Raw genomic sequence first — 22,220 nt, 5'->3', positions numbered from 1 at the left:
CCCGGCCTGGCTACCGCGGGTCTTGGCCGCTGCTCCGGCCGTAGCGGGGCAGCCTGTCTTTCAGCTCCAGCCAGCTCACATGGTCGGAGTGGAAGACATGGAACTTGGGCGGCATCTCCCCGGGGCATTCCAAAGTCGCCGTGTACATGTGGATATTCACCGCATCCCGTGCGGTGCGATAGGCCATCTGGGTGCCGCAGGCGCCGCAGAACAGCCGTTCGACACCGTCAGAGGAGTTGTAGATCTGCGGCTCTGCACCGGACCACGCGACCGCCGCATGCGGCAGTCCGAAAAATGCGGTGACAGGTGCCGCGCAATTGCGGCGGCAATCGGCGCAGTGGCAATAGCAGCTCCAGGCCGCCTCGGCCTCACTCTCCCAATGCACGGCGCCGCAGTGGCAATGCCCTCTCATGGCTGGTCCCTCGCTGTTGGCTTCCCTGGATAGGCGGCCAGCGGTAATTCCCAGCCGCAGGATTAACCGTAGTGCGCCACCGGGGTGCCGGCAATGGCAGCCATGTTCAATAACCCGCGCGCGGTGATCGAGGGGGAAACGATATGGGCGCGGTTGCCCATGCCCATCAGGATCGGCCCGACCTCCAGCCCGCCGGCCCGCATTTTCAGGATGTTGCGCACGCCTGAGGCCGCATCGGCATGGGCAAAGATCAGCACATTGGCCGCGCCCTCCAGCCGCGAATTGGGGAAAATCCGTTCGCGCAGTTCGGGATCCAGCGCGCTGTCGATGTTCATCTCGCCCTCATAGGCAAAATCCCGGTGGCTTTCGTCCAGGATCTCCAGCGCGGCACGCAGGCGGCTGCCGGTGTCGCAAGCGATATTGCCGAACTGCGATTGCGAACACAGCGCAATCTTCGGCTCCAGGCCGAAGCGGCGCACGTGGCGGGCGGCGCCGATCACGGTTTCTGCAATCTGTTCCGGCGTCGGCTCGATCCGCACATGGGTGTCGGCAATGAACAGCGGCCCGTCCTCCAGGATCATCAGCGACAACGCCCCGTGCGGCGCATAACTGTTGCCGCCCAGAACCTGTTCGACATAGTTCATGTGCCAGCGGTATTCACCAAAGGTGCCGCAGATCAGGCTGTCGGCCTCGCCCCTGTGCACCATGATGGCGCCAATTGCGGTGGTGTTGGTGCGCATGATCGCCTTGGCAAGATCCGGCGTCACCCCGCGGCGCTGCATCACCTTGTGATAGCTGTTCCAGTAATCGTAATAGCGCGGGTCGTTTTCCGGGTTCACCAGCTGAAAATCGCGCCCCGGCCGCACATCCAGCCCCAGCCGCTCGCAGCGGCGCTCAATCACTTCCGGGCGGCCGATCAAGATCGGGGTCTCGGTTGTCTCTTCCAGGATCGCCTGGGCGGCGCGCAGCACCCGATCGTCTTCGCCCTCGGCAAAGACAATCCGGCGGGCAGCGGCGCGGGCGGCCTCGAACACCGGACGCATCAGCAGGGCGGATTTAAAGACGGTCTGGTTCAGCTTCTGCTTATAAGCCTCGATGTCCTCAATCGGCCGGGTCGCCACGCCGCTGTCCATTGCCGCCTTGGCCACGGCCGAGGACACCACCGCCACCAGCCGCGGGTCAAACGGTTTCGGGATCAGGTAGTCGGCGCCGAAATTCAGCTGCTCCCCTTTGTAGGCAGCCGCGGCTTCAGCGCTGGTTGTGGCGCGGGCCAGCTCGGCAATGCCGTCAACGCAGGCGATCTGCATCTGGTCGTTGATCTCGGTTGCCCCGACATCCAGCGCGCCGCGGAAGATGAAGGGAAAGCACAGCACGTTGTTGACCTGATTGGGGAAATCGCTGCGGCCCGTGGCAATGATCGCCTCCGGTGCCACCTGACGCGCCGCCTCCGGCATGATTTCGGGCGTCGGGTTTGCCAGCGCAAAGATGATCGGTCGGTCCGCCATCTTTGCCACCATCTCGGGCTTCAGCACATTGGGGCCGGACAGGCCAAGGAACAGATCCGCGCCGTCCATCACCTCATCCAGCGCGCGCAGGTCCGACGCTTGGGTAAAGGCCGCCTTCTGCGGGTTCATGTCCTCCTCGCGGCCTTCATAGACCAGGCCGTGAATGTCGCAGAGCCAGATATTCTCGCGCTTCACCCCCAGCTTCACCAGCATGTTGAGACAGGCAATCCCCGCCGCGCCGCCGCCGGTGGAGACGATCTTGATGTCTTCAAACGACTTGCCCGCCACATGCAGGGCGTTCTTGGCAGCCGCCCCCACAACAATTGCGGTGCCGTGCTGGTCGTCATGAAAAACCGGAATGCCCATCCGCTCACGGCAGATCTTCTCGACGATAAAACAGTCCGGCGCCTTGATGTCTTCGAGGTTGATCGCGCCGAACGTCGGCTCCAGCGAGCAGACGATATCCGCCAGCTTTTCCGGATCGCTCTCATTCACTTCGATGTCAAAACAATCGATGCCTGCGAAGTTCTTGAACAGGACCGCCTTGCCTTCCATCACCGGTTTCGAGGCCAGCGCGCCGATGTTGCCCAGCCCCAGAACCGCTGAACCGTTCGACACAACCGCCACCAGATTCCCGCGTGAGGTATAACGCGCCGCATTGGCAGCGTCCGCTTTGATCTCGGTGCAGGCCTCTGCCACACCGGGCGAATAGGCGCGTGCCAGATCGCGCCCGTTGGCCATCGGTTTGGTCGCGCGGATCTCCAGCTTACCGGGCCGCGGAAACTCGTGATAGTTGAGCGCGGCTTGGCGCAAGTTCTGTGAATCGGACATCTGGCGCTCCTGAATATCAGTATTGTTTAGTGTTAAACCATTTTTCTTGCCGGAAACCTAGTCCAAACTGACGCAAATGAACGCCAGTGCTGGCAAGCGGCGGTTTCTTGCATGAATTCTGCCTTGCGGACGCCATTGGCGGCAAATGAAAAGGGAATAAAATCGAGGCGCACAGTTGCCGGATTTTGCCTGCGCAGGCTGGAGCTGGTCACTGGTGTAATGTTCGTTGCCAAAGCCTTGGGGAAGAAAACGGGCATAATCAAACGGCGGATGATCTGCGAATTGCGGGTTTTTCCAGCCGCCGGGTTTCCTGCGGGCTGCAAGAAAACCAAAGACTTCCTTGGCGCCCCCTGTATTCTGACTGAAGATCTTAGTTGGTTTTACGAAGGCCCGCCGCCTGGCCGGCCCCTGAAACGACGTGAAACTGCTGAACGTGGATTGCTTTTGCTTGTTCAGCTTCACGCTGGGATACCACGTGAACTGCAGAGCAGGGCTTTCGCTCTGCGGGGCATATCAGCTAGGCTGCGACATTCTGACCAGATGATCAAAAACCGGGGAAACACCCATGAGCCTCAAAGCCGCCGCAACCGCCGTCCGCGAAAACGCCCACGCGCCGTACTCCAATTTCAAGGTTGGCGCTGCAATCCGCTCGTCCAGCGGCCAGATCTACGTTGGCTGCAATGTTGAAAACGTCGCCTACCCGGAGGGCACCTGCGCCGAGGCCGGCGCCATCGCCGCCATGGTGGCCGCAGGCGAGAAAGAACTGGCAGAGGTCTATGTGATCGCCGACTGCCCCACTCCGATCCCGCCCTGCGGCGGCTGCCGTCAGAAGCTCAAAGAGTTTGGCACAGGCGAGGTGAAAGTGACCCTGGCAACCACTGACGGCGCCGAGAAGGACACCACAATCGGCGATCTGCTGCCGGGCGCTTTTGACGCGGACCATATGGAGCGCAGCTGATGGACGCCCGCGCCATCAATGCAACGCTCCGGCGCGGTGAAACACCGGGCGAAGACGCACTGCGCTGGTTTGCCGAAGGGCTGGCCAGCGGCGCGGTCTCGGACGCGCAGGCCGGCGCCTTTGCCATGGCGGTCTGCTTGCAGGGCCTCAGCGTCGAGGGCCGCCGCGCCCTGACGCTGGCGATGCGCGACACCGGTGATGTGCTGACATGGGATCTGGACGGGCCGGTTCTGGACAAACACTCCACCGGCGGGGTGGGGGACTGTGTCTCGCTGCTTCTGGCGCCTGCGCTGGCGGCTTGCGGCGCCTATGTGCCGATGATTTCGGGCCGCGGCTTGGGCCACACCGGCGGTACTTTGGACAAGCTGGAATCGATCCCCGGTGTTTCCATCAGCGTCAGCGAAGACCACCTGCGCCACATGATGCAGGACATGGGCTGCGCCATTGCCGGCGCCACTGCGCGCATCGCACCTGCGGATAAGCGGCTTTATGCGATCCGGGATGTGACCGCGACGGTGGACAGCCTCGACCTGATCACCGCCTCGATCCTGTCCAAAAAACTCGCCGCCAGCCCGGATGCGCTGGTGCTGGATGTGAAAATCGGTTCCGGCGCCTTTATGAAAACCGCCGATGACGCCCGTGCGCTGGCGCAGTCGCTGTGCGATACCGCCAATGCCGCCGGCTGCCGCACTTCGGCGCTGATCACCGACATGAACCAGCCGCTGGCGCCCGCCCTTGGCAATGCGCTGGAGGTGGCCGAGGTGATGCGGGTTCTGACAGGGCAGGCGGCTGGCCCCCTGGCCGAGATTTCCGCGGTTCTGGGCGGCGATCTGCTGGCCCATGCCGGATTGGCTGCCGATGCAGGGGATGGCGCGGCAAAGATCACCGCAACCCTTGCCGATGGCCGCGCGGCAGAGCGGTTTGCCCGTATGATTGCCGCCATGGGCGGCCCTGCGGATTTCGCGGCCAAATGGCAGGATCATCTGCCGGGCGCAGAGGTCGTGCGTGATGTGAAAGCGCCAATCGCCGGTTATGTCTCAGCGATGAACGGCGAAGCCCTGGGCCTGGCAGTTGTCAGGCTTGGCGGCGGCCGCATGGTGGAGAGCGACAAAATCCATCCCGGCGTTGGCATCTCTGACATTGCCCGCCTGGGGCAGCAGGTCGGGGCAGGGGATATCCTGGCCCGCATTCACGCGGCCAGCGATGATGCGGCAGATATGGCCGAGGCTTCCCTCTTGGCCGCCATTGCCATCGGCGATGCGCCGGATGCGCTGCCGCCGCTGGTTCACGAAAGGATCTCCTGATGCCCCGTGCCTTCCTGATTGTGATGGATTCCGCCGGTATCGGCGGCGCGCCGGACGCCGGGACGTTCTTCAACGGCGATCTGCCGGATCTCGGCGCCAACACATTGGCCCATATCACCCAGGCCTGTGCTGCAGGTGAGGCCGAGGCGGGCAGAAGCGGCCCGCTGCACGTACCCAGCATGGAACGCCTTGGTCTTGGCGCAGCGATGCGGCTGGCGTCCTCGGTGCCGTTTCCGGGACTGGACGCGGAGCCGCAAGGGCGTTGGGGCTGTGCCCGCGAACTCAGCCGCGGCAAGGACACGCCGTCAGGTCATTGGGAGCTGGCGGGCCTGCCGGTGCCCTGGGGCTGGCATTACTTCCCCGATCAAGCGCCGTCCTTCCCCGAAGACCTGACGGCCTTTGTGGCGGAGCAGGCCGGCACCGATGGCATCCTCGGCAATTGCCACGCCTCCGGCACGGTGATCCTAAACGATCTTGGCGCCGAACACATGCGGACCGGCAAGCCGATCTGCTACACTTCTGCCGACAGTGTCTTTCAAATCGCCGCGCATGAAGAAACATTTGGCCTCGACCGCCTGCTGGCCTTGTGCAAATCCATCGCTCCGCGCCTGCACGCGATGAAGGTGGGACGGGTTATTGCGCGGCCTTTCCTTGGCTCGGCAGAGGACGGGTTCATCCGCACAACCAATCGCCGCGACTATGCGATCACCCCGCCGGCACCTGTGCTGACCAACTGGGTGCAGGACGCCGGCGGCAAGGTCCATGCCATCGGCAAGATCGGTGATATCTTCTCTATGTCCGGCATCGATACATTGGAAAAAGGCTCTGATGCCAAGCTGATGCAGCATCTTTTTGATGCAGTGGAGATGGCAGAGGAGGGCAGTCTGACATTTGCAAACTTTGTTGAGTTCGACAGCATGTACGGCCACACCCGCGACATCGCCGGTTATGCCCGCGCGCTGGAGTGGTTCGACGCGGAACTGGGCCGGCTGCTGGCAAAGCTGCGACCGGATGACATGCTCGTGCTCACCGCTGATCACGGCAATGATCCCAGCTGGCCCGGCAGTGACCACACCCGCGAACAGGTGCCGGTTCTGATCGCAGGGCTTGACGCCGGCCCCGTCGGGCAGGTCAAATTCGCCGATGTGGGCGCCTCTATTGCGGCCCGTTTGAACGTCCCGGCCGAGGGGCCTGGCAAGAGCTTTCTTTGACTTTATGGTCAAAACCCGCTTGCCAGCCGCGGCCAGGCCCGTAAAAGCGCTGCAAACAGAACCGCCGCTAACAGACCATAGGAGTGCCCCATGACCGACCACCTGACCGTTGTTGATCACCCGCTTGTGCAGCACAAGCTGACCCTGATGCGGGACAAGGGCACATCCACGGCCGGCTTCCGCCGCCTGCTGCGCGAGATTACCCAGCTCTTGGCGTATGAAATCACCCGCGAAATGGAGCTGACCACAACCAACATCGAAACCCCGATGGAGGAAATGGACGCGCCGATCCTGGCCGGCAAGAAACTGGCGCTGGTGTCGATCCTGCGTGCGGGCAACGGTATGCTGGACGGGGTGCTGGAGCTGATCCCCTCGGCCCGTGTCGGCTTTGTCGGCCTTTACCGGGACGAGGAAACCCTGGAACCGGTGCAATATTACTTCAAAGCGCCTGAAGCGCTGGAAGACCGGCTGGTGATCGCGGTGGACCCGATGCTGGCCACCGGCAACAGCTCAGCTGCGGCCATTGATCTGCTGAAGGAGGCCGGCGCCAACAACATCCGCTTCCTGTGCCTGCTGGCCTCGCCCGAGGGTGTTGCGCGGATGAAGGAAGCGCACCCGGATGTGCCGATCGTCACCGCCTCGCTGGACCGCCAGTTGAACGAGAAGGGCTACATTCTGCCCGGTCTGGGCGATGCCGGCGACCGGATGTTCGGCACTAAATGATCTGAACGCACCGGCCAGGGCGCCCCTGATTGCCTTGGCCGGAATGCCCGACTGCCGCCCGCGGCAGAAAAACAAGTTCCAATTTGCGCAAAAATTGCCGCCGTGCGGCCTTATTGTTGCCGCAGAATCTTTACTCACAGGCCGGATTCAGGCATCCTGCAGCCATATTTTGTGGGGCTCAGGAATGAAAATAACTAGAATTATTGCACTGGCCATCATCGCGGGGACAACCGGGGCAGCAGGTATACAGGCGCAAACCCTGCGTGAAACCAGCCCGCCCGCCGAATTTCCGCCTGCCTCCTACACGGGCAAGCAATATGTGGACAGCCGCGGCTGCGTCTACATCCGTGCTGGCATTGACGGCAATGTCACCTGGGTGCCGCGGGTTTCCCGCTCGCGCAAGCAGATCTGCGGCTATGCACCAACCAAGCTGGCGGGCGCCACGCGGACGCAGCAGGCAGCCCCGGCACCGGAACTGATCACCCTTGACCCGGGCCAGCAACCGGCGCAATCGAATGCGGGCGCCGCGGCCCCCAAGGTTGTCACCACGGCCAAACCGCGCCGCACGCCGCAATCCACCAGCGCCCGGCCTGCAGCCGCTCCGGCGCCATTGCCGAAACCGGCAGTCAAAAGGGTCGTGCGTGTGACGCCCAAGCCAGCACCGGCCCCGGCACCAGCCCCGGCAGCGCCTGCTCCGGCAGCAGTGCAGCCTGCGGGCAGCGGTGCTTGCGCCGGGCTATCTGATATCAGCCGCCAGTACTCCAATGCCACCGGTGCGCGCTGCGGCCCGCAAACTGTTTCGCCGGTGACCTACGGCGGGCAGGACAGCGGCGCGCAGTCCTCTCTGCGCCTCACCCCGAATACACGTGTGGTGCAGACGCACATCTACCAGGACCGCCGCCTCAGCAACAGTTTCACGGTGCCCGAAGGCTATCGCCCGGTCTGGACCGACGGGCGGCTGAACCCGCAGCGTGCGGTGCGTACCGTGCGTCCGGCAGTGGTGACCGGTTTTGCCCAGGCCCCGGCCGGCTATCTGACAGTGGAACGTGAGGATGGCCGCTTGAACGCGATGCGCGGCGTGCGCACGCCCGAGGGCGACGCGCAGATGGCGCAGATCTGGACCAATGGGGTGCCGCGCCGCCTGGTGCAGCTGCCATTGGATCGTGCCACGCTGACACTGCCGCGCAATGTGCGCCGCAGCCCGGCCGAAGCGAAGCCGTCGGGCCTGCGCCTATCCTCCCGCTCGGCACCGGATGCGGCGGTGCCGCAGCAGGCCGCACCGCGGCGGTATATTCGCGCCGCAACCTATGCCGACGCCGGTCAGGCCAAGGCCGCGGCACAGCGGCTTGCCGCTGCCGGATTGCCGGTGCGCCTTGGCGCGGTCAGCCGCAAGGGACAGCCCTACAAGGTGGTTCTGGCGGGCCCGTTTCTAGCCGATGACCAAGCCGCCGCAGCCTTGGCTAAGGCCCGCAATGCTGGTTTCACCGGCGCTCGGATCAGTAAATAACATCGGGGCAGGGGCGGGGCAGTGCCTGTCCCGGCCTCTGCAATTACGGCTGGCACCCCCTGTGGCCCGAAGGCGAAATGCACCAATGAGCGCATAACAGCCCGTTCCTGACAGCATCAGGGGCGGGCTTTGTCTTTAGTGCTGCAGCTGCTCCAGTTTCTGATTGAACAACTGCGCTGCCCGTATCGCGCCGGGACCCCAAACCGGGGGTCTAGCCGCAGATGTTCTGCAGTTGAACCCAGTCGCGGTCATTCAGCAGCGGCTTCTGGTCGCGGCCTGCCATCGGGTCCGCCTCGATCAGCCCCAGCACCGTCTCGCCGGTGATGTCCAGCGCGTAGGCATAAGGCGAGGAGGGCAGCGCTGCGCGGGCGAACTCGGCCAGCAGCACCTGATCCGGCAGTGCCGGGCGCGGACTGGCCAGGGTGGCCTCGGAATAGGCATCCAGGGCAGCGCGGTCCAGCTCGCCCGTGGTCAGCAGTTTGAAGGCGGCCATGACACCGCCGGCCTCCAGCAGTTCGAACATCGGGTCGCTGGCCTCAGCCCGGGCGCGTTCCGCCAGGATGGCGCCGGCCGCAACTGCCGGATCCTCGAAATCCTCAACAAACGACCGGTTCAGCAGCACGATGCCGCCAGGCAGATGCAGGCTGCCGGGAATGCCTGAGCGAAGCACCGCCAGCTGCCGCACCCCGGTGCGCGCTGCCAGATCCCGCAGGATCGGAGCGGCTTCGGGCGTCGCGCAGGCCGGCCCCGAGACCCGCTCGATCCGGCCTAGCAAGGCTTGGCCGATGGCCTTGCGCTTGATGTCAGGAACCACGCTGACAGCATGCCGGGTGACAGCACCAGGCAGCCACAAAACCAGCAGCGCCAGCACCAGCGCAAAGGTGCTCAGGATACTGACAGCCCGCAGCCGCCCGGGCCGCGCGCGGGAACGGCCGATGGCGTTCTGCACCCGGGCTATCGCCTCCAGCATGGCGGTTTCATCCTGACCCAGTTCCAGCGTCTCGCCGGGGTCGCCATCGGGGTGGAACAGGGCCGGGAACGCTCCGGGGTTGGCGCGCTCGACCGCTGCCAGCGACCAATGGGCCAGCGGCAGGTCATTCATGCTGGCGATGGTCAGCGTCGCATCGCCCAGCGAGATAATCACATCCCGCCGCTGCGCCTCCCGGTCCGCGCGCCACAAGCCCGCAGCCTCCAGCCGCTCAAATTCCCTCAATGCCGTCATGCAGCCAGCCCGGCCCCCGTTCTTATCGTTGCCGCCAGAATAATCACATAAAACAGGGGCAGCAAATTGCTTTGCTGCCCCTGGATGCTGTTTCGCCGTGAAAAATTACAGGTTCTTGGCGATTTTCCTCAGTTCGAACTTCTGGATCTTGCCGGTGGAGGTTTTCGGCAGCTCCAGGAACACCACTTTCTTAGGCGCCTTGAAGCCCGCCAGCGTCTCGCGGGTGAAGGCGATCAATGCTGCCGCGTCTTCCTTGGCGCCGGCTTTCAACTCGACAAAGGCGCAAGGAACCTCGCCCCATTTGTCGTCCGGCATCGCGGCGACCGCTGCCAGCAGCACATCCGGATGCGCCATCAGCACCCCCTCCACTTCGACCGAGGAGATGTTCTCGCCGCCCGAGATGATGATGTCCTTGGCCCGGTCAGCAATCTGGATGTAGCCGTCGGGGTGCTGCACTGCCAGGTCGCCGGAGTTGAAATAGCCGTTCTTGAACGCCTCTGCCGTGGCCTCCGGGTTCTTCAGATACCCTTTCATCACCACATTGCCGCGCAAGGCAATCTCGCCCTGGCTCTGGCCGTCCATCGGCAGCACGTTGTGGTCGCTGTCGCGCACCACCACCGGCTCCAGCATCGGCATGGCGACGCCCTGGCGGGATTTCTTGGCGGCAATGCCGGCCTTGTCCAGCCCGTCCCATTCAGCAGCCTTCCAGTAGCATTCGGTGACATGGCCATAGGTTTCGGTCAGCCCGTAAACATGGGTGATGTTAAAGCCCAGATCCTCGATCTTGGACAGGGTTGCGGGCGCTGGCGGGGCGCCTGCGGTGAAGACCTCCACCGTATGGTCAAAGGTGCGGCGCTCTTCGTCCAGCGCATTGACCAGCATGTTCAGCACAATCGGCGCGCCGCCGAAATGAGTGACGCCCTCATAGTGGATGGCGTTATAGATGTTCTGCGCGGTGACATCGCGGCAGCAGACCAGGGTGCCGCCCACGACCGGCATCATCCAGGTGTGGTTCCAGCCGTTGCAGTGAAACAGCGGCACGATGGTCAGATAGACCGGATGCAGCACCATCCGCCATGAGATCACCGTGCCGGTGGTCATGAGGTATGCGCCGCGATGGTGGTAAACCACACCCTTGGGCCGCCCGGTGGTGCCGGAGGTATAGTTCAGCGCCAGGCTTTCCCATTCATCCCCGGGCATGATCCAGGCGAAATCAGGGTCGCCGCTCGCCAGCAGCGCCTCGTATTCCATATGCCGGCCGGTGGCGTGCCAGGTGGCCTGATCATCTGCCACTTCGATCAAAACCGGGGCCGGACCGTCCATTTCCTCGACGGCGGCTTCGGCCAGTTCCAGGAACTGCGGATCAACGAGCACTGCCTTGGCTTCGCCGTGGTCAAAAATATAGGAGACCGTACCCACGTCCAACCGGGTATTGATGGTGTTCAAGACCGCGCCGCAGGCGGGCACGCCGAAATGCGCCTCTGCCTGGGCCGGGATATTCGGCAGCAAGGTGGCCACCACGTCGCCGGGCTTTACCCCCAGCTTGACCAACCCCGAGGCCAGCCGGCTGCAGCGGTCGTGGTATTCGGCATAAGTTTTGCGGTGCTTGCCATAGCTTACCGCCAGATGCTCCGGGAACACCTGCGCCGCCCGCTGCAGATGCGACAGCGGTGTCAGCGGCACATAATTCGCGGCGGTCTTCTCCAGACCGGTTTCATCCGCCATCCACCCCATCAGTTTCCTCCCCTGAATCACTTTGGTGTCGTTTAGAGAACAGATATTGCGGAAAGTTGCGGGCAATGGGAAGGGTATGAAACAAACAGCGACCCTTTCCGCAGAGACCGGCAGCCAGACGGCAGCCGCGCACGCCATGCTGGCAGCCATGCTGATTATCGGCATTACCGACAATGCGGTCCCGCTGATGGCCGAACAGATCGGGCTGGGGCAGTTCTACCTGCTGCGAAGTTTTGTCGCGCTGCCGTTCCTGTGGCTGATGGCGCGGGCCGGGCTGGGCGGGCTGGCGCCGCGCCGGATGGGGGCGGTGCTGCTGCGGGCGGTGCTGGTTGCGGTGGCGATGGTGTTCTACTTTGCTGCTGTCGCGCTGATGCCGATCGCACAGGCGCTGGCGGGGCTGTTCACCTCGCCGATCATCATTGTGCTTATCTCGGTTCTGTTTCTGAAAGTGCGGATCGGCTGGGTCCGCATCGGTGCCGTGCTGTTTGGATTTGCCGGGGTGCTGATGGTGCTGCAGCCCGACCCGGCAGCCTTTAACTGGCTGATCCTGGTGCCGGTAGCAGGCGGGCTGTTCTACGCATTAGGGTCGCTGGCAACCGGCCTTTACTGCCAGGGCGAAAGCACGGTGGCGATGCTGTTCATCTATCTGCTGGTGCAGGGCGCACTGGGGGCGGTGCTGCTCACCGGGCTGGAAATCTGGCCGCAAGCGGTGCCCGCTGGCGCCGATGGTTTTGTCACCCGCGGCTGGGTCTGGCCGCTGTGGGAAATCTCGCATCTGATCCTGCTGCAGGGCTGCGCGGCAGTTGGCGGCGTGTTCCTGATCACCAAGGCCTATCAGCTGGGCGAGGCGTCTTTTGTGGCGGTGTTTGAATATTCGGTGATGATTGTCGGGCCGGGTGTTGCCTGGGCCTATTGGGGCCAGGCGCTGAACATCTGGCAGATGCTGGGGATTACCCTGATCATTGCCGCTGGCACCACCATTGCGGTGCGCTCAAGGTAGCCGGGCAGGGGCGCTGCCCCTCTTGGCCCTAAGGGCCAATTCACCCCGGAGTATTTGCGCAAAGGTGAAATGGGCCGGGGTTGCTTTGGGTCTGCCGTTCACCGGGGCAGGGCGGTCTGCAGACCCGTGCACATCAGCATTTCCAACTGCGGATCAATGGCCTAGGGTCGGCTCATGATCCTGTCTCCGGGCCGCAAATACGTCTTTATCCATATCCCCAAGACCGGCGGAACAGCGCTGGCCCTGGCGTTGGAGGCGCGCGCCATGGCCAATGACATGATGCTGGGGGACACCCCAAAAGCGCTGAAACGCCGCCGCCGTCTGAAGGACGCGCAGACACGCGGGCGGCTGTGGAAACACTCGACGCTGGCTGACATCGAAGGGCTGGTGCCGGATCCGGCACTGCGGTCGCTGTTCGCCTTTACCCTGGTGCGCAACCCGTGGGACCGGGCGGTGAGCTATTACCATTGGCTGCGCGGGCAGAACTTCAACCACCCGGCAATCCGTCTGGCACAAGATCTGGAGTTCCGCGGCTTTGTGCAGCACCCGGAGATCATCAGCGCGTTCCGCGGCAGCCCGGCGGCCTCATACATGCGCCACGCGGACGGGGCAGAGCAGTGCCGGCTTTACATCCGGCTGGAGCATTTTCACGACGATGCGCAGCCTCTGTTCAGCCATCTGGGATTTTCCTTGGACCTGCCGCGAGTCAATGACAGCGGCCGGCAGCGGGACTGGCGGGCCTATTACGATGATCGTGCAGCCGGGGCCGTGGCAAAGGCCTGCGCGCAGGATATCGCGCAATTTGAATACTCTTTTAACGATTCCCCTCTATCCAGGTGACTAGGAAAGGCGCTTTTGCGGCCCCGGGGCGGATCGGCCAACGGGGATTTGCCAAGGCGTGAGAGTTGAGGCCAGCCTGGGAAGGCCTGGGCCGCAGGAAAGGAAACCGGATGCTGGATTGGCTTCTGAAACGTTCGCAAATCCCGCTGGGACGGGCATTGAACAGCGGTTTTCCACTGGTTTCCGTCGGGCAGGGCGGGTTTCTGGCTGGCACCCACATGGCCTCGAACCTGGGCTGGCGCCCGGTTGAAGCGCTGACGCCGGGCGACAAGGTGCTGACATTTGATCATGGTATGCAAACAGTTGTGGAACTGCAGCGCGAAACCATCATTCCGGGCGACGGGGATCTGGATCCGGCCCGCTGTCCGCTGCTGGTGCCGCGTGATGCGCTGATGAACCGGGTGCCGCTGTGGCTGATGCCGGATCAGGGCGTGCTGCTGGAGAGCGATCTGGTGGAGGATGTTCAGGGCGATCCCTTTGCCGTCGTGCCCGCCGCCGCGCTGGAGGGCTACCGGGGTATCCGCCGGATGCATCCCGGCGCGCAGCTGGAGCTGGTCACGCCGCGGTTTGCCCAGGATCAGGTGATTTACCTGGAAGCCGGAATGCTGGGTTTCGCAGCCGCCCCGGTCAACTTGATGTGCGGGCGTATCTTTACCGAAGAAGGCACTTACCGTGTGCTTCCGCCGGATGAGGCGCGCGGCCTGGTCTTGTCGATGATGGCCGGGGAAGAATCCTGGGACGCACCTGGCGCAGCCCCGGCTGCAGCCCAGCATCAGCAGCCGCTGAACTGAGCGGAAACATCCGCCGCTAGGCTAAGCGGACGGCACTCCATTCGGAGCAATAAAAACGGCCAGGGAATGCCCTGGCCGTTTTGTGTTTTCCGTTGCCGTCAGGCGGCGGCGGATTTCTCCGGGTCGAAACGGCCATAGAAGCTTTGGCCCTTGTTCGCCATGTCGCGCAGCAGATCCGGGCAGGCAAAGCGTTCGCCGTACTTCGCGGTCAGCTGATCACAGCGTTCAGCTGCATAAGGCGTACCGATGATGTCCAGCCAGCTGAGGGGGCCGCCGGACCAAGGGGCAAAACCCCAGGCCAAAACCGCGCCCACGTCGCCTTCGCGGATGTCCATCAGCACACCTTCCTCCAGTGCGCGCACCGCTTCCAGCACCTGCGCAAACATCAGCCGTTCCTGCACTTCGATCAGCTCGGGCTGTTCGGGCGCCTGCGGGTATTTCTCCTGCAGGCCTTTCCAGTACTCAACCCGTTTGCCCTTGTCGTCGTAGTCGAAGAAGCCGGCATTGGCCTTGCGGCCCAGGCGGCCCTGTTCTTCCATCCAGAAAATCAGATCATCCGACGGGCTTTCGGGATAGGCATCGCCCATCGCCGCCTTGGTGGCCCGCGCGATCTTGGCGCCCAGATCAATCGAGGTCTCATCGGTCAGCTGGATCGGCCCAACCGGGAAGCCCAGCTGGCGCGCAGCGTTGTCGATCAGCACCGGGCTGACACCCTCGGCGATCATCCGCACCCCTTCGTTGATGTAAGGGATGATGCAGCGGTTGGCGTAGAAGAACCGCGCGTCATTGACCACAATCGGCGTCTTGCGGATCTGGCGCACATAATCCAGCGCCTTGGCCACCGCGCGGTCGCCGGTCTCCTTGCCCTTGATGATCTCCACCAGGAACATCTTCTCAACCGGCGAGAAGAAGTGGATGCCGATGAACTGATCCGCCCGGCTCGATGCCTTGGCCAGTTCGCTGATCGGCAGGGTCGAGGTGTTGGAGGCAAAGATGCAGTCTTCGGGGATAATCGCTTCGACCTTTTGGGTCATCTCGGCCTTGACGCCGGGGTCCTCAAACACTGCTTCGATGATCAGGTCGCAGCCTTTCAGCACGTCCAGATCCGGGGTGGCGGTGATCTGCGCCAGCAGCGCCTCTTTCTTTTCCTCGGTCGCTTTGCCGCGCTTGATGCCCTTGTCCATATAGGCGGCAGAATAGGCCTTGCCCTTGTCGGCAGCCTCCTGATCGCGGTCGATCAGAACAACTTCCATGCCGGCCTGGGCCGAGACCAGCGCGATGCCAGCGCCCATCATGCCTGCCCCCAGCACGCCGATCTTCTTCACCGACTGATCCGGCACATCCTTGGGACGCACGGCACCTTTTTCCAGCGCTTGCTTGTTCAGGAACAGGCTGCGGATCATCGCCGAGGACGACGGGTTCATCAGCACATGGGTGAACCAGCGCGCTTCGATCTTCAGCGCGGTGTCGAAGTCAACCAGCGCGCCCTCATAGATCGACGACAGCAGTGCCTGTGCCGCGGGGAAGGCGCCCTGGGTCTTGCCGTTGATCATCGCCGAGGCACCGACAAAGGTCATGAAACCAGCGGGGTGATACGGCGCGCCGCCGGGCATCTTGTAACCCTTGGCATCCCAGGGTTTGACCAGATCGGCAGGTTTGGCATTCAGCACCCAGTCCCTGGCTGCGGCCAGCGCATCATCTGCAACCGCGTCGATCAGCTGCGCGCCCTTGGCCTTCTTCGGGTCCAGCATCTTGCCTTCCAGCAGCACAGGCGCTGCCGCCATGGCACCCACCATGCGGGAGTACCGCGTGGTGCCACCGCCGCCGGGGAAGATGCCGATCATGATTTCCGGCAGGCCGATCTTGGCCTTGGGGTTACTGGTCATTACCCGGTGATGGCAGGCCAGTGCAATTTCGGTGCCGATGCCGGCACAGGTGCCGTTGATGGCGCAGGCCACCGGCTTGCCGCCCTTCTTGGTCTTGGGGTCCATGCCGGCAAGTTCGAGTTTGCGCAGGATGCGGTGGCCGCCCATGGTGAAGTCGAACAGGCCCTGCGCCGGGTTTTCGCCGGATTCCTCGCGGATGGTTGCCAGCACGTTCAGATCCATGCCGCCGGCAAAGTCCTTCTTGCCGCTGGTGATCACAATGCCTTTGACACCCTCGTCCTCCAGCGCGCGGTCCACGTATTCCTCCACCAGGCCAAAGGCCTCGCGGGTGAGGACGTTCATGGACTTGCCCTCGGCGTCCCAGGTGATGATTGCGACGCCGTCTGCGTCCACGTTGTATTTGAAATCGCTCATGTGTCTTCTCCGGTCTGGTCAGCCGTCAGGGGGCTGCCGTCCTTGCGGGTGAATGTGAACTCGCCGCCTGCGAATTTCACCATCATGTCCAAATCGCTGTAATAGCCGGTCTCTGTCGGGGTGCGGGTGCCGACCACCAGAAACGCCGCGGGTTTATCGGAACGGTTCACCAGATGGTGGCCGTTCTCGTCCCCCGCTGGAAAGGTGGCGCAATCGCCGGGCAGCATCTCATGCGCGCCCTGATCGTCGATCAGGGTGCAGGTGCCCTCGGTCACCATAACGAACTCGTCCTGCTCCATGTGGTAATGGCGCAATGACGAGGCCGCGCCCGGCTCCAGCCGCACGATGTTGACCCCGTATTGGGTGAGGCCGCCGGGGTCGCCCAAGGGCTGCACGCTGCGGCCTTCAGTCGAGGCCGCTAGCTTACCGGGATAGCCCGATCCGCTGCGCCAGGGCAGTTGGGAAAGGTCCAGCTTCGGCATCAGACGCGCTCGATGATGGTGGCAGCACCCATGCCCGAGGCGATGCAAAGGGTGGCGAGACCGGTTTCCTTGTCCTGACGCTCCAGCTCATCCAGCAGGGTGCCGATGATGATCGCGCCGGTCGCACCCAGCGGGTGGCCCATGGCAATGGAGCCGCCGTTGACGTTGACCAGTTCCGGATCCACATCAAATGCCTGCTGGAAGCGCATCACGACGGAGGCAAAGGCTTCGTTCACCTCAAACAGATCCAGATCGCTGATCTTCATGCCGTTGTCGGCCAGGATCTTCTCGGTCACCGGCACCGGGCCGGTCAGCATGATGGTGGGGTCAGTGCCGATCTTGGCGGTCGCCTTGATCCGGGCGCGCGGTTTCAGCCCGTGCTTCTCACCGAATTCCTTGTTGCCGATCAGCAAGGCCGCGGCGCCGTCCACAATACCGGATGAGTTGCCCGCATGGTGGATATGGTTGATCCGCTCAAGATGCGGGTATTTCATCATCGCCACTTTGTCGAAACCGGGCATATGCTCGCCCATCATCTGGAACGCCGGGTTCAGCGATCCCAGCGCCTGCATGTCGGTACCGGGGCGCATGTATTCGTCGTGATCCAGGATCGCCAGCCCGTTCTGGTCGCGCACCGTGATCACCGATTTGGCAAAGCGGTTATCGTCCCACGCGGCTTTGGCCCGGCGCTGGCTCTCCATCGCCAGTGCATCGGCCTGATCACGGGTAAAGCCATACTCAGTTGCGATGATATCCGCGGAAATGCCCTGCGGCACAAAATAGGTGTCCATCGCCAGGCTCGGGTCCACGGCAATTGCTGCGCCGTCCGAGCCCATGGCCACCCGGCCCATCATCTCAACACCCCCTGCGATATAGGCATCGCCCGCGCCGCCCTTCACCTGGTTGGCGGCCAGGTTAACGGCTTCCATGCCAGAGGCGCAGAAGCGGTTGATCGCCAGGCCGGGAATACGCTCGTCCAAGTCCGAGGCGAGAACAGCCGAGCGCGCCAGGCAGCCGCCCTGTTCCATCACCTGAGTGACATTGCCCCAGATCACGTCCTCAACCGCATGGCCTTCCAGGTTGTTGCGCTCCTTTATCGCGTTCAGCGTCAGGGCCGACAGGCGGACCGAGGTCACCTCATGCAAGGAGCCGTCTTTGCGTCCCTTGCCGCGCGGGGTCCGCAGGGCGTCATAGATATATGCATCAGTCATTTTGCTCTCCTCACGCCCGGTCCGACGGGTTGCCGGGCATCAAATCATAGGGGTGTTTCCAGCCTGGAACCGCGCTGATGCGGGTCAGCCAGGCGTCGATATTGGGCCAGTCAGCCCGGTCAAAGCCGAAGGGTTCGGGATAATACAGGTAACTGCAGCAGCTGATGTCGGCATTGCTAAGGTCCTCCCCCGCAATCCACTCGCGCCCCTTCAGATGGTGTTCCAATGTGGCGTATGCTGCTTTCAGGCGGCCCTGCATGAAAGCGATCACTTCCGGCGGCCGGTGTTTTTCCGGCAGGAAGTTGATCAGGAAGCGGGTCATGCCTGCCTGGCTGGACATTTTGTGATTGTCCCACAGGATCCAGCGCAGCACTTCGTATTTGTCTTCTGGCGCGCCGCCGAATTTGCCGGTCTTGTCACTGATGTACTGCTGGATCACGCCGGACTGCGACAGGCACACATCGCCGTCCACCAGAACCGGCGCCTCGGCCATCACGTTCAGGCCGCGGTAATCGTCGGTGCGGTGCGCGCCGCTAAAGAAATCGACAAAGACCGGTTCCCAGGCAAGGCCCGACAGCTCCAGCGCCAGTGCCGCCTTATAGGAATGACCGCTTTCGCCGAAGCAATGCAGTTTTATTGTCATCTGCTGTTCCCTGTGTCTGCTGGCGGAGCGGGGGTTTCACACCCCCGCGCCCCCGTGGAGTATTTTTGGAAAGATGATGCAGCATTAACCCGCCGCATCCTCCTGTTTGCTATCTTGGACCTGCGGTACAGGCTGGAGAGCCGATGGCCGTGAAAGCTGAAGACGTCCCTGCCCATTTGGCGCTGTCCTTGGGGGCAGGGGCACTCTTTCGCCTTCATCTTTCCCCAAATACTCAAGTCCTATCATCAGCCACCCGCCGCTCCGCCGCGGTCCCTGCGCCTACAGCGCCCTTGAAATCAGTTCCTTCATGATCTCATTGGTGCCGCCATAAATCCGCTGCACCCGGGCGTCTGCCCACATCTCACCCACCGCATATTCCTGCATATAGCCGTAGCCGCCATGCAGCTGCAGGCATTCGTCCAGCACTTCGCCCTGGGTATCGGTGATCCAGTATTTCGCCATCGCTGCCTTCTCAACCGTCAGCTTGCCCGCCAGATGCTCGGCAATGCAGTCATCCAGAAAGGCGCGCGCCACTTTGGCTTTGGTCAGGCATTCCGCCAGTTTGAAGCGGGTGTTCTGAAACTGCAGGATCGGACCGCCAAAAGCTTCACGCTCCTTGCAATAGGCGATGGTGCGGTCCACGGCTCCTTCCATGGCGCCCACTGCGCCGCAGGCAATGATCAGCCGCTCCTGCGGCAGTTGCTTCATCATCTGATAAAAGCCCTGGCCCTCGGTGCCGCCCAGAATGTTTTCCGGCGGGATCTCCACATTGTCAAAGAACAGCTCGGAGGTGTCCGCCGCATGGCAGCCGATCTTGTCGAGGTTGCGGCCGCGGCTGAAACCCGCTGCGCCATCGGTTTCCACCGCCACCAGCGAGACACCCTTGGCACCTGCTGAGGGGTCGGTTTTGGCGGCGACCAGGATCAGGTTGGCGTGCTGCCCGTTGGTGATAAAGGTCTTCTGCCCCGACAGCCGGTAGGCATTGCCGTCCCGTACCGCCTTGGTCTTGATCGCCTGCACGTCCGATCCGGTCGAGGGTTCGGTCATCGCCAGCGCGCCGACCAGTTCGCCGCTGACCATTCTGGGCAGCCAGCGCTGTTTCTGCTCTTCGGTGCCATAGGCCAGGATATAGTGGCCGACGATGCCGGAATGGATGCCCTGGCCCCAGCTGGCCAGATTGGCGCGGCTGCCTTCCATCAGGATCACCGCCTCGTGGCCGAAATCGCCGCCGGCGCCGCCGTATTCTTCGGGGATTGAGGGGCAGAGCAGGCCGAGGTCCCCGGCCTGGTTCCAGGTCTCCCGGTCCATCATGCCCTGCTTGCGCCAGGTCTCGAACTTGGGCGCCCATTCATTGGTGATGAACTGGGCCGTCATTCCGGCGAGCATCTGATGCTCATCCGTCATCCATGCGGAGCGCGTCTCGGTCATCTTTCTCCCTTTGGCCGCTTTGCGGGCCTTATCTTTTGCGCGCCTCCAGCTCGGCGTTGAACAGCCGCAGCCGGTGGCTCAGGTTTTCAAAGTCCGTCACGCTGTCGAAATTCTCGAACAGGAATGACAGCGCTTCGCCTTCATCCAGCCCCGCCTCCTGGGCAAACTTCTTTAGCTTGCGATAGCCATCCTCGGTCATTGCAACCGGAAAGCGGCGGGTCAGGCGGAAACGTTTTGGCATCATGTGGTCCTTTGCATGTCAAAGCACCAGCCGGGGAGACGCCCCGGAAGGGGCGCCCGGAAGGCATCAGAAAGCGTCTGCGTCCAGCGCCATCACTGTTTCTGCACCGCTTTCGATGCGGGCCAGGTGCAGTTTGGTCGCGGGCAGCCGCCGTGCCATATAGTACCGGCCGGTTGCGAGTTTCGTCTCATAGAACGCCGCGTCAGAGGACCCCGCGTCAAGCGCTTCCTGCGCGGCCTTGCCCATCTTTGCCCACATCAGGCCCAGGCAGACCTGTCCGAACAGATGCATAAAGTCGTAAGAACCCGCCAGCGCGTGGTTGGGATCCTTCATGCCGTTTTGCATGAAGAACATCCCCGCCGCCTGCAGGTCTTTGGATGCCGCTTGCAGGGGTTTGATGAAGTCCTTGGTGAAAGCCTCTGAAACATCTTTGTTTTCCTGGCAGAACGTCTTTACCAGATCAAAGAACGCCAGCACGTATTTGCCGCCGTGCTGGCCCAGCTTGCGGCCCACCAGGTCCAGCGCCTGCACGCCGTTGGCACCCTCGTAGATCATCGCGATGCGGGCGTCGCGGGTGTATTGCGACATGCCTGATTCTTCGATGTAGCCGTGGCCGCCGTAAATCTGCTGCGCCTGCACGGTCATGTCATAGCCCTGATCGGTCAGGAAGCCCTTGATCACCGGCGTCATCAGCGAGATCAGCCCGTCCGCGTCCTTGTCGTCCGCGCGGTGCGCCTGGTCGATCAGGGTGGCGCCCCACAGCAGGAACGCGCGCGCGCCCTCGGCAAAGCTTTTCTGGTCCATCAGCGAGCGGCGGATATCCGGGTGCACAATCAGCGGATCGGCGGGGCCGTCCGGGTTCTTGGCGCCGGTCACGTCGCGGCCCTGCAGCCGGTCCTTGGCGTAGTCTACGGCGTTCTGATAGGCGGCCTCGGCCTGCGCCAGACCCTGCATGCCGACCCCCAGCCGCGCCTCGTTCATCATGGTGAACATGGCGCGCATGCCCTTATGCTCTTCGCCCAGCAGCCAGCCGGTGGCGCCGTCATAATCCATCACACAGGTCGAATTGCCGTGAATGCCCATCTTCTCTTCGATCTTGCCGACCGAAACACCGTTGCGCTCCCCCAACGAGCCGTCTTCTTTCACCAGGAACTTGGGCACGATGAACAGGCTGACACCCTTGATGCCCTCGGGGCCGCCGGGGATTTTGGCCAGCACCAGATGGACCACGTTTTCCGCCATGTCGTGATCGCCGGAGGAGATGAAGATCTTCTGCCCCGAGATCTTGAAACTGCCGTCGCCCTGCTGTTCCGCCTTGCTGCGCATCAGGCCCAGATCGGTGCCGCAATGCGGTTCGGTCAGGTTCATCGTGCCGGTCCACTGGCAGCTGACCATATTGGGCAGATAGGTGGCTTTCTGTTCGTCCGTGCCATGCACCAGAATAGCCGAGGCGGCGCCATGGGTCAGGCCCTGGTACATGGTGAATGCCTGATTTGCGGAGGAGAAAAACTCCCCCACTGCGGTGCCCATCACATAGGGCATGTTCTGGCCACCGAATTCCTCGGGCATATCCAGCCCGGTCCAGCCGCCTTCCTTGACCTGCTCAAAGGCGTCTTTGAAGCCCTTGGGCGTGTAGACCACGCCGTTTTCCAGCCGGCAGCCCTCAGTGTCGCCCACCACGTTCAGGGGGTGCAGCACTGCGCTGGCGATCTTGCCGGCTTCTTCCAGCACAGCGCCGGTAAAATCCGGCTCCAGTTCGCTGTATCCGGGGATGCTGCTGCCGGACACCTTCAATACGTCATGCAGGATAAACTGGGCGTCTTTTGCGGGGGCTGTATAAGAAGGCATTGCGGTCCTCTTCAGGGGTCTTGTTGCTT

Annotated in this window: 20 protein-coding genes; 8 read left to right on the top strand and 12 right to left on the bottom strand. The window is 62.9% G+C overall.

Annotated elements, in window-relative coordinates; translation table 11 throughout:
- Positions 1 to 10 precede the first annotated feature (10 nt).
- The 3 genes from K3555_RS11145 to K3555_RS11135 form a co-directional block, all read right to left on the bottom strand.
- Positions 11 to 412, bottom strand: a complete 402-nt coding sequence (locus tag K3555_RS11145) for a GFA family protein (RefSeq protein ID WP_259984884.1) — start codon at positions 410 to 412, stop codon at positions 11 to 13.
- Positions 413 to 474: 62 nt separating this feature from the next.
- On the bottom strand, positions 475 to 2,748 hold the full coding sequence (locus K3555_RS11140) for an NADP-dependent malic enzyme (RefSeq protein ID WP_260005094.1): 2,274 nt from the start codon (positions 2,746 to 2,748) through the stop codon (positions 475 to 477).
- Positions 2,749 to 2,805: 57 nt separating this feature from the next.
- Entirely contained in the window at positions 2,806 to 3,210 is a 405-nt protein-coding gene (locus K3555_RS11135; protein ID WP_259999496.1) for a hypothetical protein, read from the bottom strand.
- A gap of 103 nt (positions 3,211 to 3,313) precedes the next feature.
- Between K3555_RS11135 and K3555_RS11130 the strand changes: the two genes are divergently transcribed.
- The 5 genes from K3555_RS11130 (at position 3,314) to K3555_RS11110 (ending at position 8,451) form a co-directional block, all read left to right on the top strand.
- Positions 3,314 to 3,706 carry a cytidine deaminase gene (locus K3555_RS11130; protein ID WP_259984878.1) on the top strand — a complete coding sequence of 131 codons (393 nt, stop codon included), beginning with the start codon at positions 3,314 to 3,316 and terminating at the stop codon, positions 3,704 to 3,706.
- Complete coding sequence (locus tag K3555_RS11125; RefSeq protein WP_259999494.1) at positions 3,706 to 5,010, top strand: thymidine phosphorylase; 1,305 nt, start codon at positions 3,706 to 3,708, stop codon at positions 5,008 to 5,010. The genes K3555_RS11130 and K3555_RS11125 overlap by 1 nt, the downstream gene beginning before the upstream one ends.
- Positions 5,010 to 6,221: a phosphopentomutase gene (locus K3555_RS11120; RefSeq protein WP_260005092.1), complete on the top strand. Its 1,212-nt coding sequence runs from the start codon at positions 5,010 to 5,012 to the stop codon at positions 6,219 to 6,221. Before K3555_RS11125 ends, K3555_RS11120 begins: the two co-directional genes overlap by 1 nt.
- Positions 6,222 to 6,311: 90 nt before the next feature.
- Positions 6,312 to 6,944 carry a uracil phosphoribosyltransferase gene (gene upp / locus K3555_RS11115; RefSeq protein WP_027259330.1) on the top strand — a complete coding sequence of 211 codons (633 nt, stop codon included), beginning with the start codon at positions 6,312 to 6,314 and terminating at the stop codon, positions 6,942 to 6,944.
- 184 nt (positions 6,945 to 7,128) lie between these two features.
- Complete coding sequence (locus tag K3555_RS11110) at positions 7,129 to 8,451, top strand: SPOR domain-containing protein (RefSeq protein WP_260005091.1); 1,323 nt, start codon at positions 7,129 to 7,131, stop codon at positions 8,449 to 8,451.
- Between the two features lie 211 nt (positions 8,452 to 8,662).
- On the opposite strand, the gene K3555_RS11105 is transcribed toward K3555_RS11110, so the two are convergent.
- Entirely contained in the window at positions 8,663 to 9,673 is a 1,011-nt protein-coding gene (locus K3555_RS11105; protein WP_260005086.1) for a hypothetical protein, read from the bottom strand.
- Positions 9,674 to 9,778: 105 nt separating this feature from the next.
- Positions 9,779 to 11,407, bottom strand: coding sequence for an AMP-binding protein (locus K3555_RS11100; protein WP_260005084.1), 1,629 nt, complete (start codon positions 11,405 to 11,407; stop codon positions 9,779 to 9,781).
- A gap of 76 nt (positions 11,408 to 11,483) precedes the next feature.
- On the opposite strand from K3555_RS11100, the gene K3555_RS11095 reads away from it, so the two are divergent.
- The 3 genes from K3555_RS11095 to K3555_RS11085 all read left to right on the top strand — a co-directional run bounded on the left by K3555_RS11095 (position 11,484) and on the right by K3555_RS11085 (position 14,038).
- Entirely contained in the window at positions 11,484 to 12,407 is a 924-nt protein-coding gene (locus K3555_RS11095) for a DMT family transporter (protein WP_260005082.1), read from the top strand.
- Between the two features lie 174 nt (positions 12,408 to 12,581).
- A complete protein-coding gene (locus tag K3555_RS11090) occupies positions 12,582 to 13,247 on the top strand; it encodes a sulfotransferase family protein (RefSeq protein WP_260005081.1) in 666 nt (221 codons plus the stop codon).
- Between the two features lie 110 nt (positions 13,248 to 13,357).
- Positions 13,358 to 14,038: a Hint domain-containing protein gene (locus K3555_RS11085; protein WP_260005080.1), complete on the top strand. Its 681-nt coding sequence runs from the start codon at positions 13,358 to 13,360 to the stop codon at positions 14,036 to 14,038.
- A gap of 98 nt (positions 14,039 to 14,136) precedes the next feature.
- Here K3555_RS11085 and K3555_RS11080 read toward each other — a convergent pair whose 3' ends face one another.
- From K3555_RS11080 to K3555_RS11050, 7 genes are all read right to left on the bottom strand, one after another.
- A complete protein-coding gene (locus K3555_RS11080) occupies positions 14,137 to 16,338 on the bottom strand; it encodes a 3-hydroxyacyl-CoA dehydrogenase NAD-binding domain-containing protein (protein ID WP_260005078.1) in 2,202 nt (733 codons plus the stop codon).
- Positions 16,335 to 16,820 carry a cupin domain-containing protein gene (locus tag K3555_RS11075; RefSeq protein ID WP_260005076.1) on the bottom strand — a complete coding sequence of 162 codons (486 nt, stop codon included), beginning with the start codon at positions 16,818 to 16,820 and terminating at the stop codon, positions 16,335 to 16,337. The genes K3555_RS11080 and K3555_RS11075 overlap by 4 nt, the downstream gene beginning before the upstream one ends.
- Positions 16,820 to 18,031, bottom strand: a complete 1,212-nt coding sequence (locus K3555_RS11070; protein ID WP_260005066.1) for an acetyl-CoA C-acetyltransferase — start codon at positions 18,029 to 18,031, stop codon at positions 16,820 to 16,822. The genes K3555_RS11075 and K3555_RS11070 overlap by 1 nt, the downstream gene beginning before the upstream one ends.
- A gap of 10 nt (positions 18,032 to 18,041) precedes the next feature.
- The gene (locus tag K3555_RS11065; RefSeq protein ID WP_260005064.1) at positions 18,042 to 18,674 is read right to left on the bottom strand and encodes a glutathione S-transferase family protein; all 633 of its coding nucleotides are present in this window, start codon (positions 18,672 to 18,674) and stop codon (positions 18,042 to 18,044) included.
- Positions 18,675 to 18,953: 279 nt separating this feature from the next.
- Positions 18,954 to 20,102, bottom strand: a complete 1,149-nt coding sequence (locus tag K3555_RS11060; RefSeq protein ID WP_260005061.1) for an acyl-CoA dehydrogenase family protein — start codon at positions 20,100 to 20,102, stop codon at positions 18,954 to 18,956.
- A 28-nt stretch (positions 20,103 to 20,130) separates the two neighbouring features.
- Positions 20,131 to 20,343, bottom strand: a complete 213-nt coding sequence (locus K3555_RS11055; RefSeq protein ID WP_134829705.1) for a hypothetical protein — start codon at positions 20,341 to 20,343, stop codon at positions 20,131 to 20,133.
- Positions 20,344 to 20,409: 66 nt separating this feature from the next.
- Positions 20,410 to 22,191 (bottom strand): acyl-CoA dehydrogenase C-terminal domain-containing protein, encoded by a 1,782-nt coding sequence (locus K3555_RS11050; protein ID WP_260005060.1) that lies wholly within the window; start codon positions 22,189 to 22,191, stop codon positions 20,410 to 20,412.
- Positions 22,192 to 22,220: the final 29 nt, after the last annotated feature.

Origin of the sequence: Leisingera sp. M527, assembly GCF_025141525.1 — a bacterium.
Taxonomy (GTDB): Bacteria; Pseudomonadota; Alphaproteobacteria; order Rhodobacterales; family Rhodobacteraceae; genus Leisingera.
The sequence above is the reverse complement of the archived record's forward strand: the minus strand, read 5'-3'. Positions and strand labels throughout refer to the sequence as shown.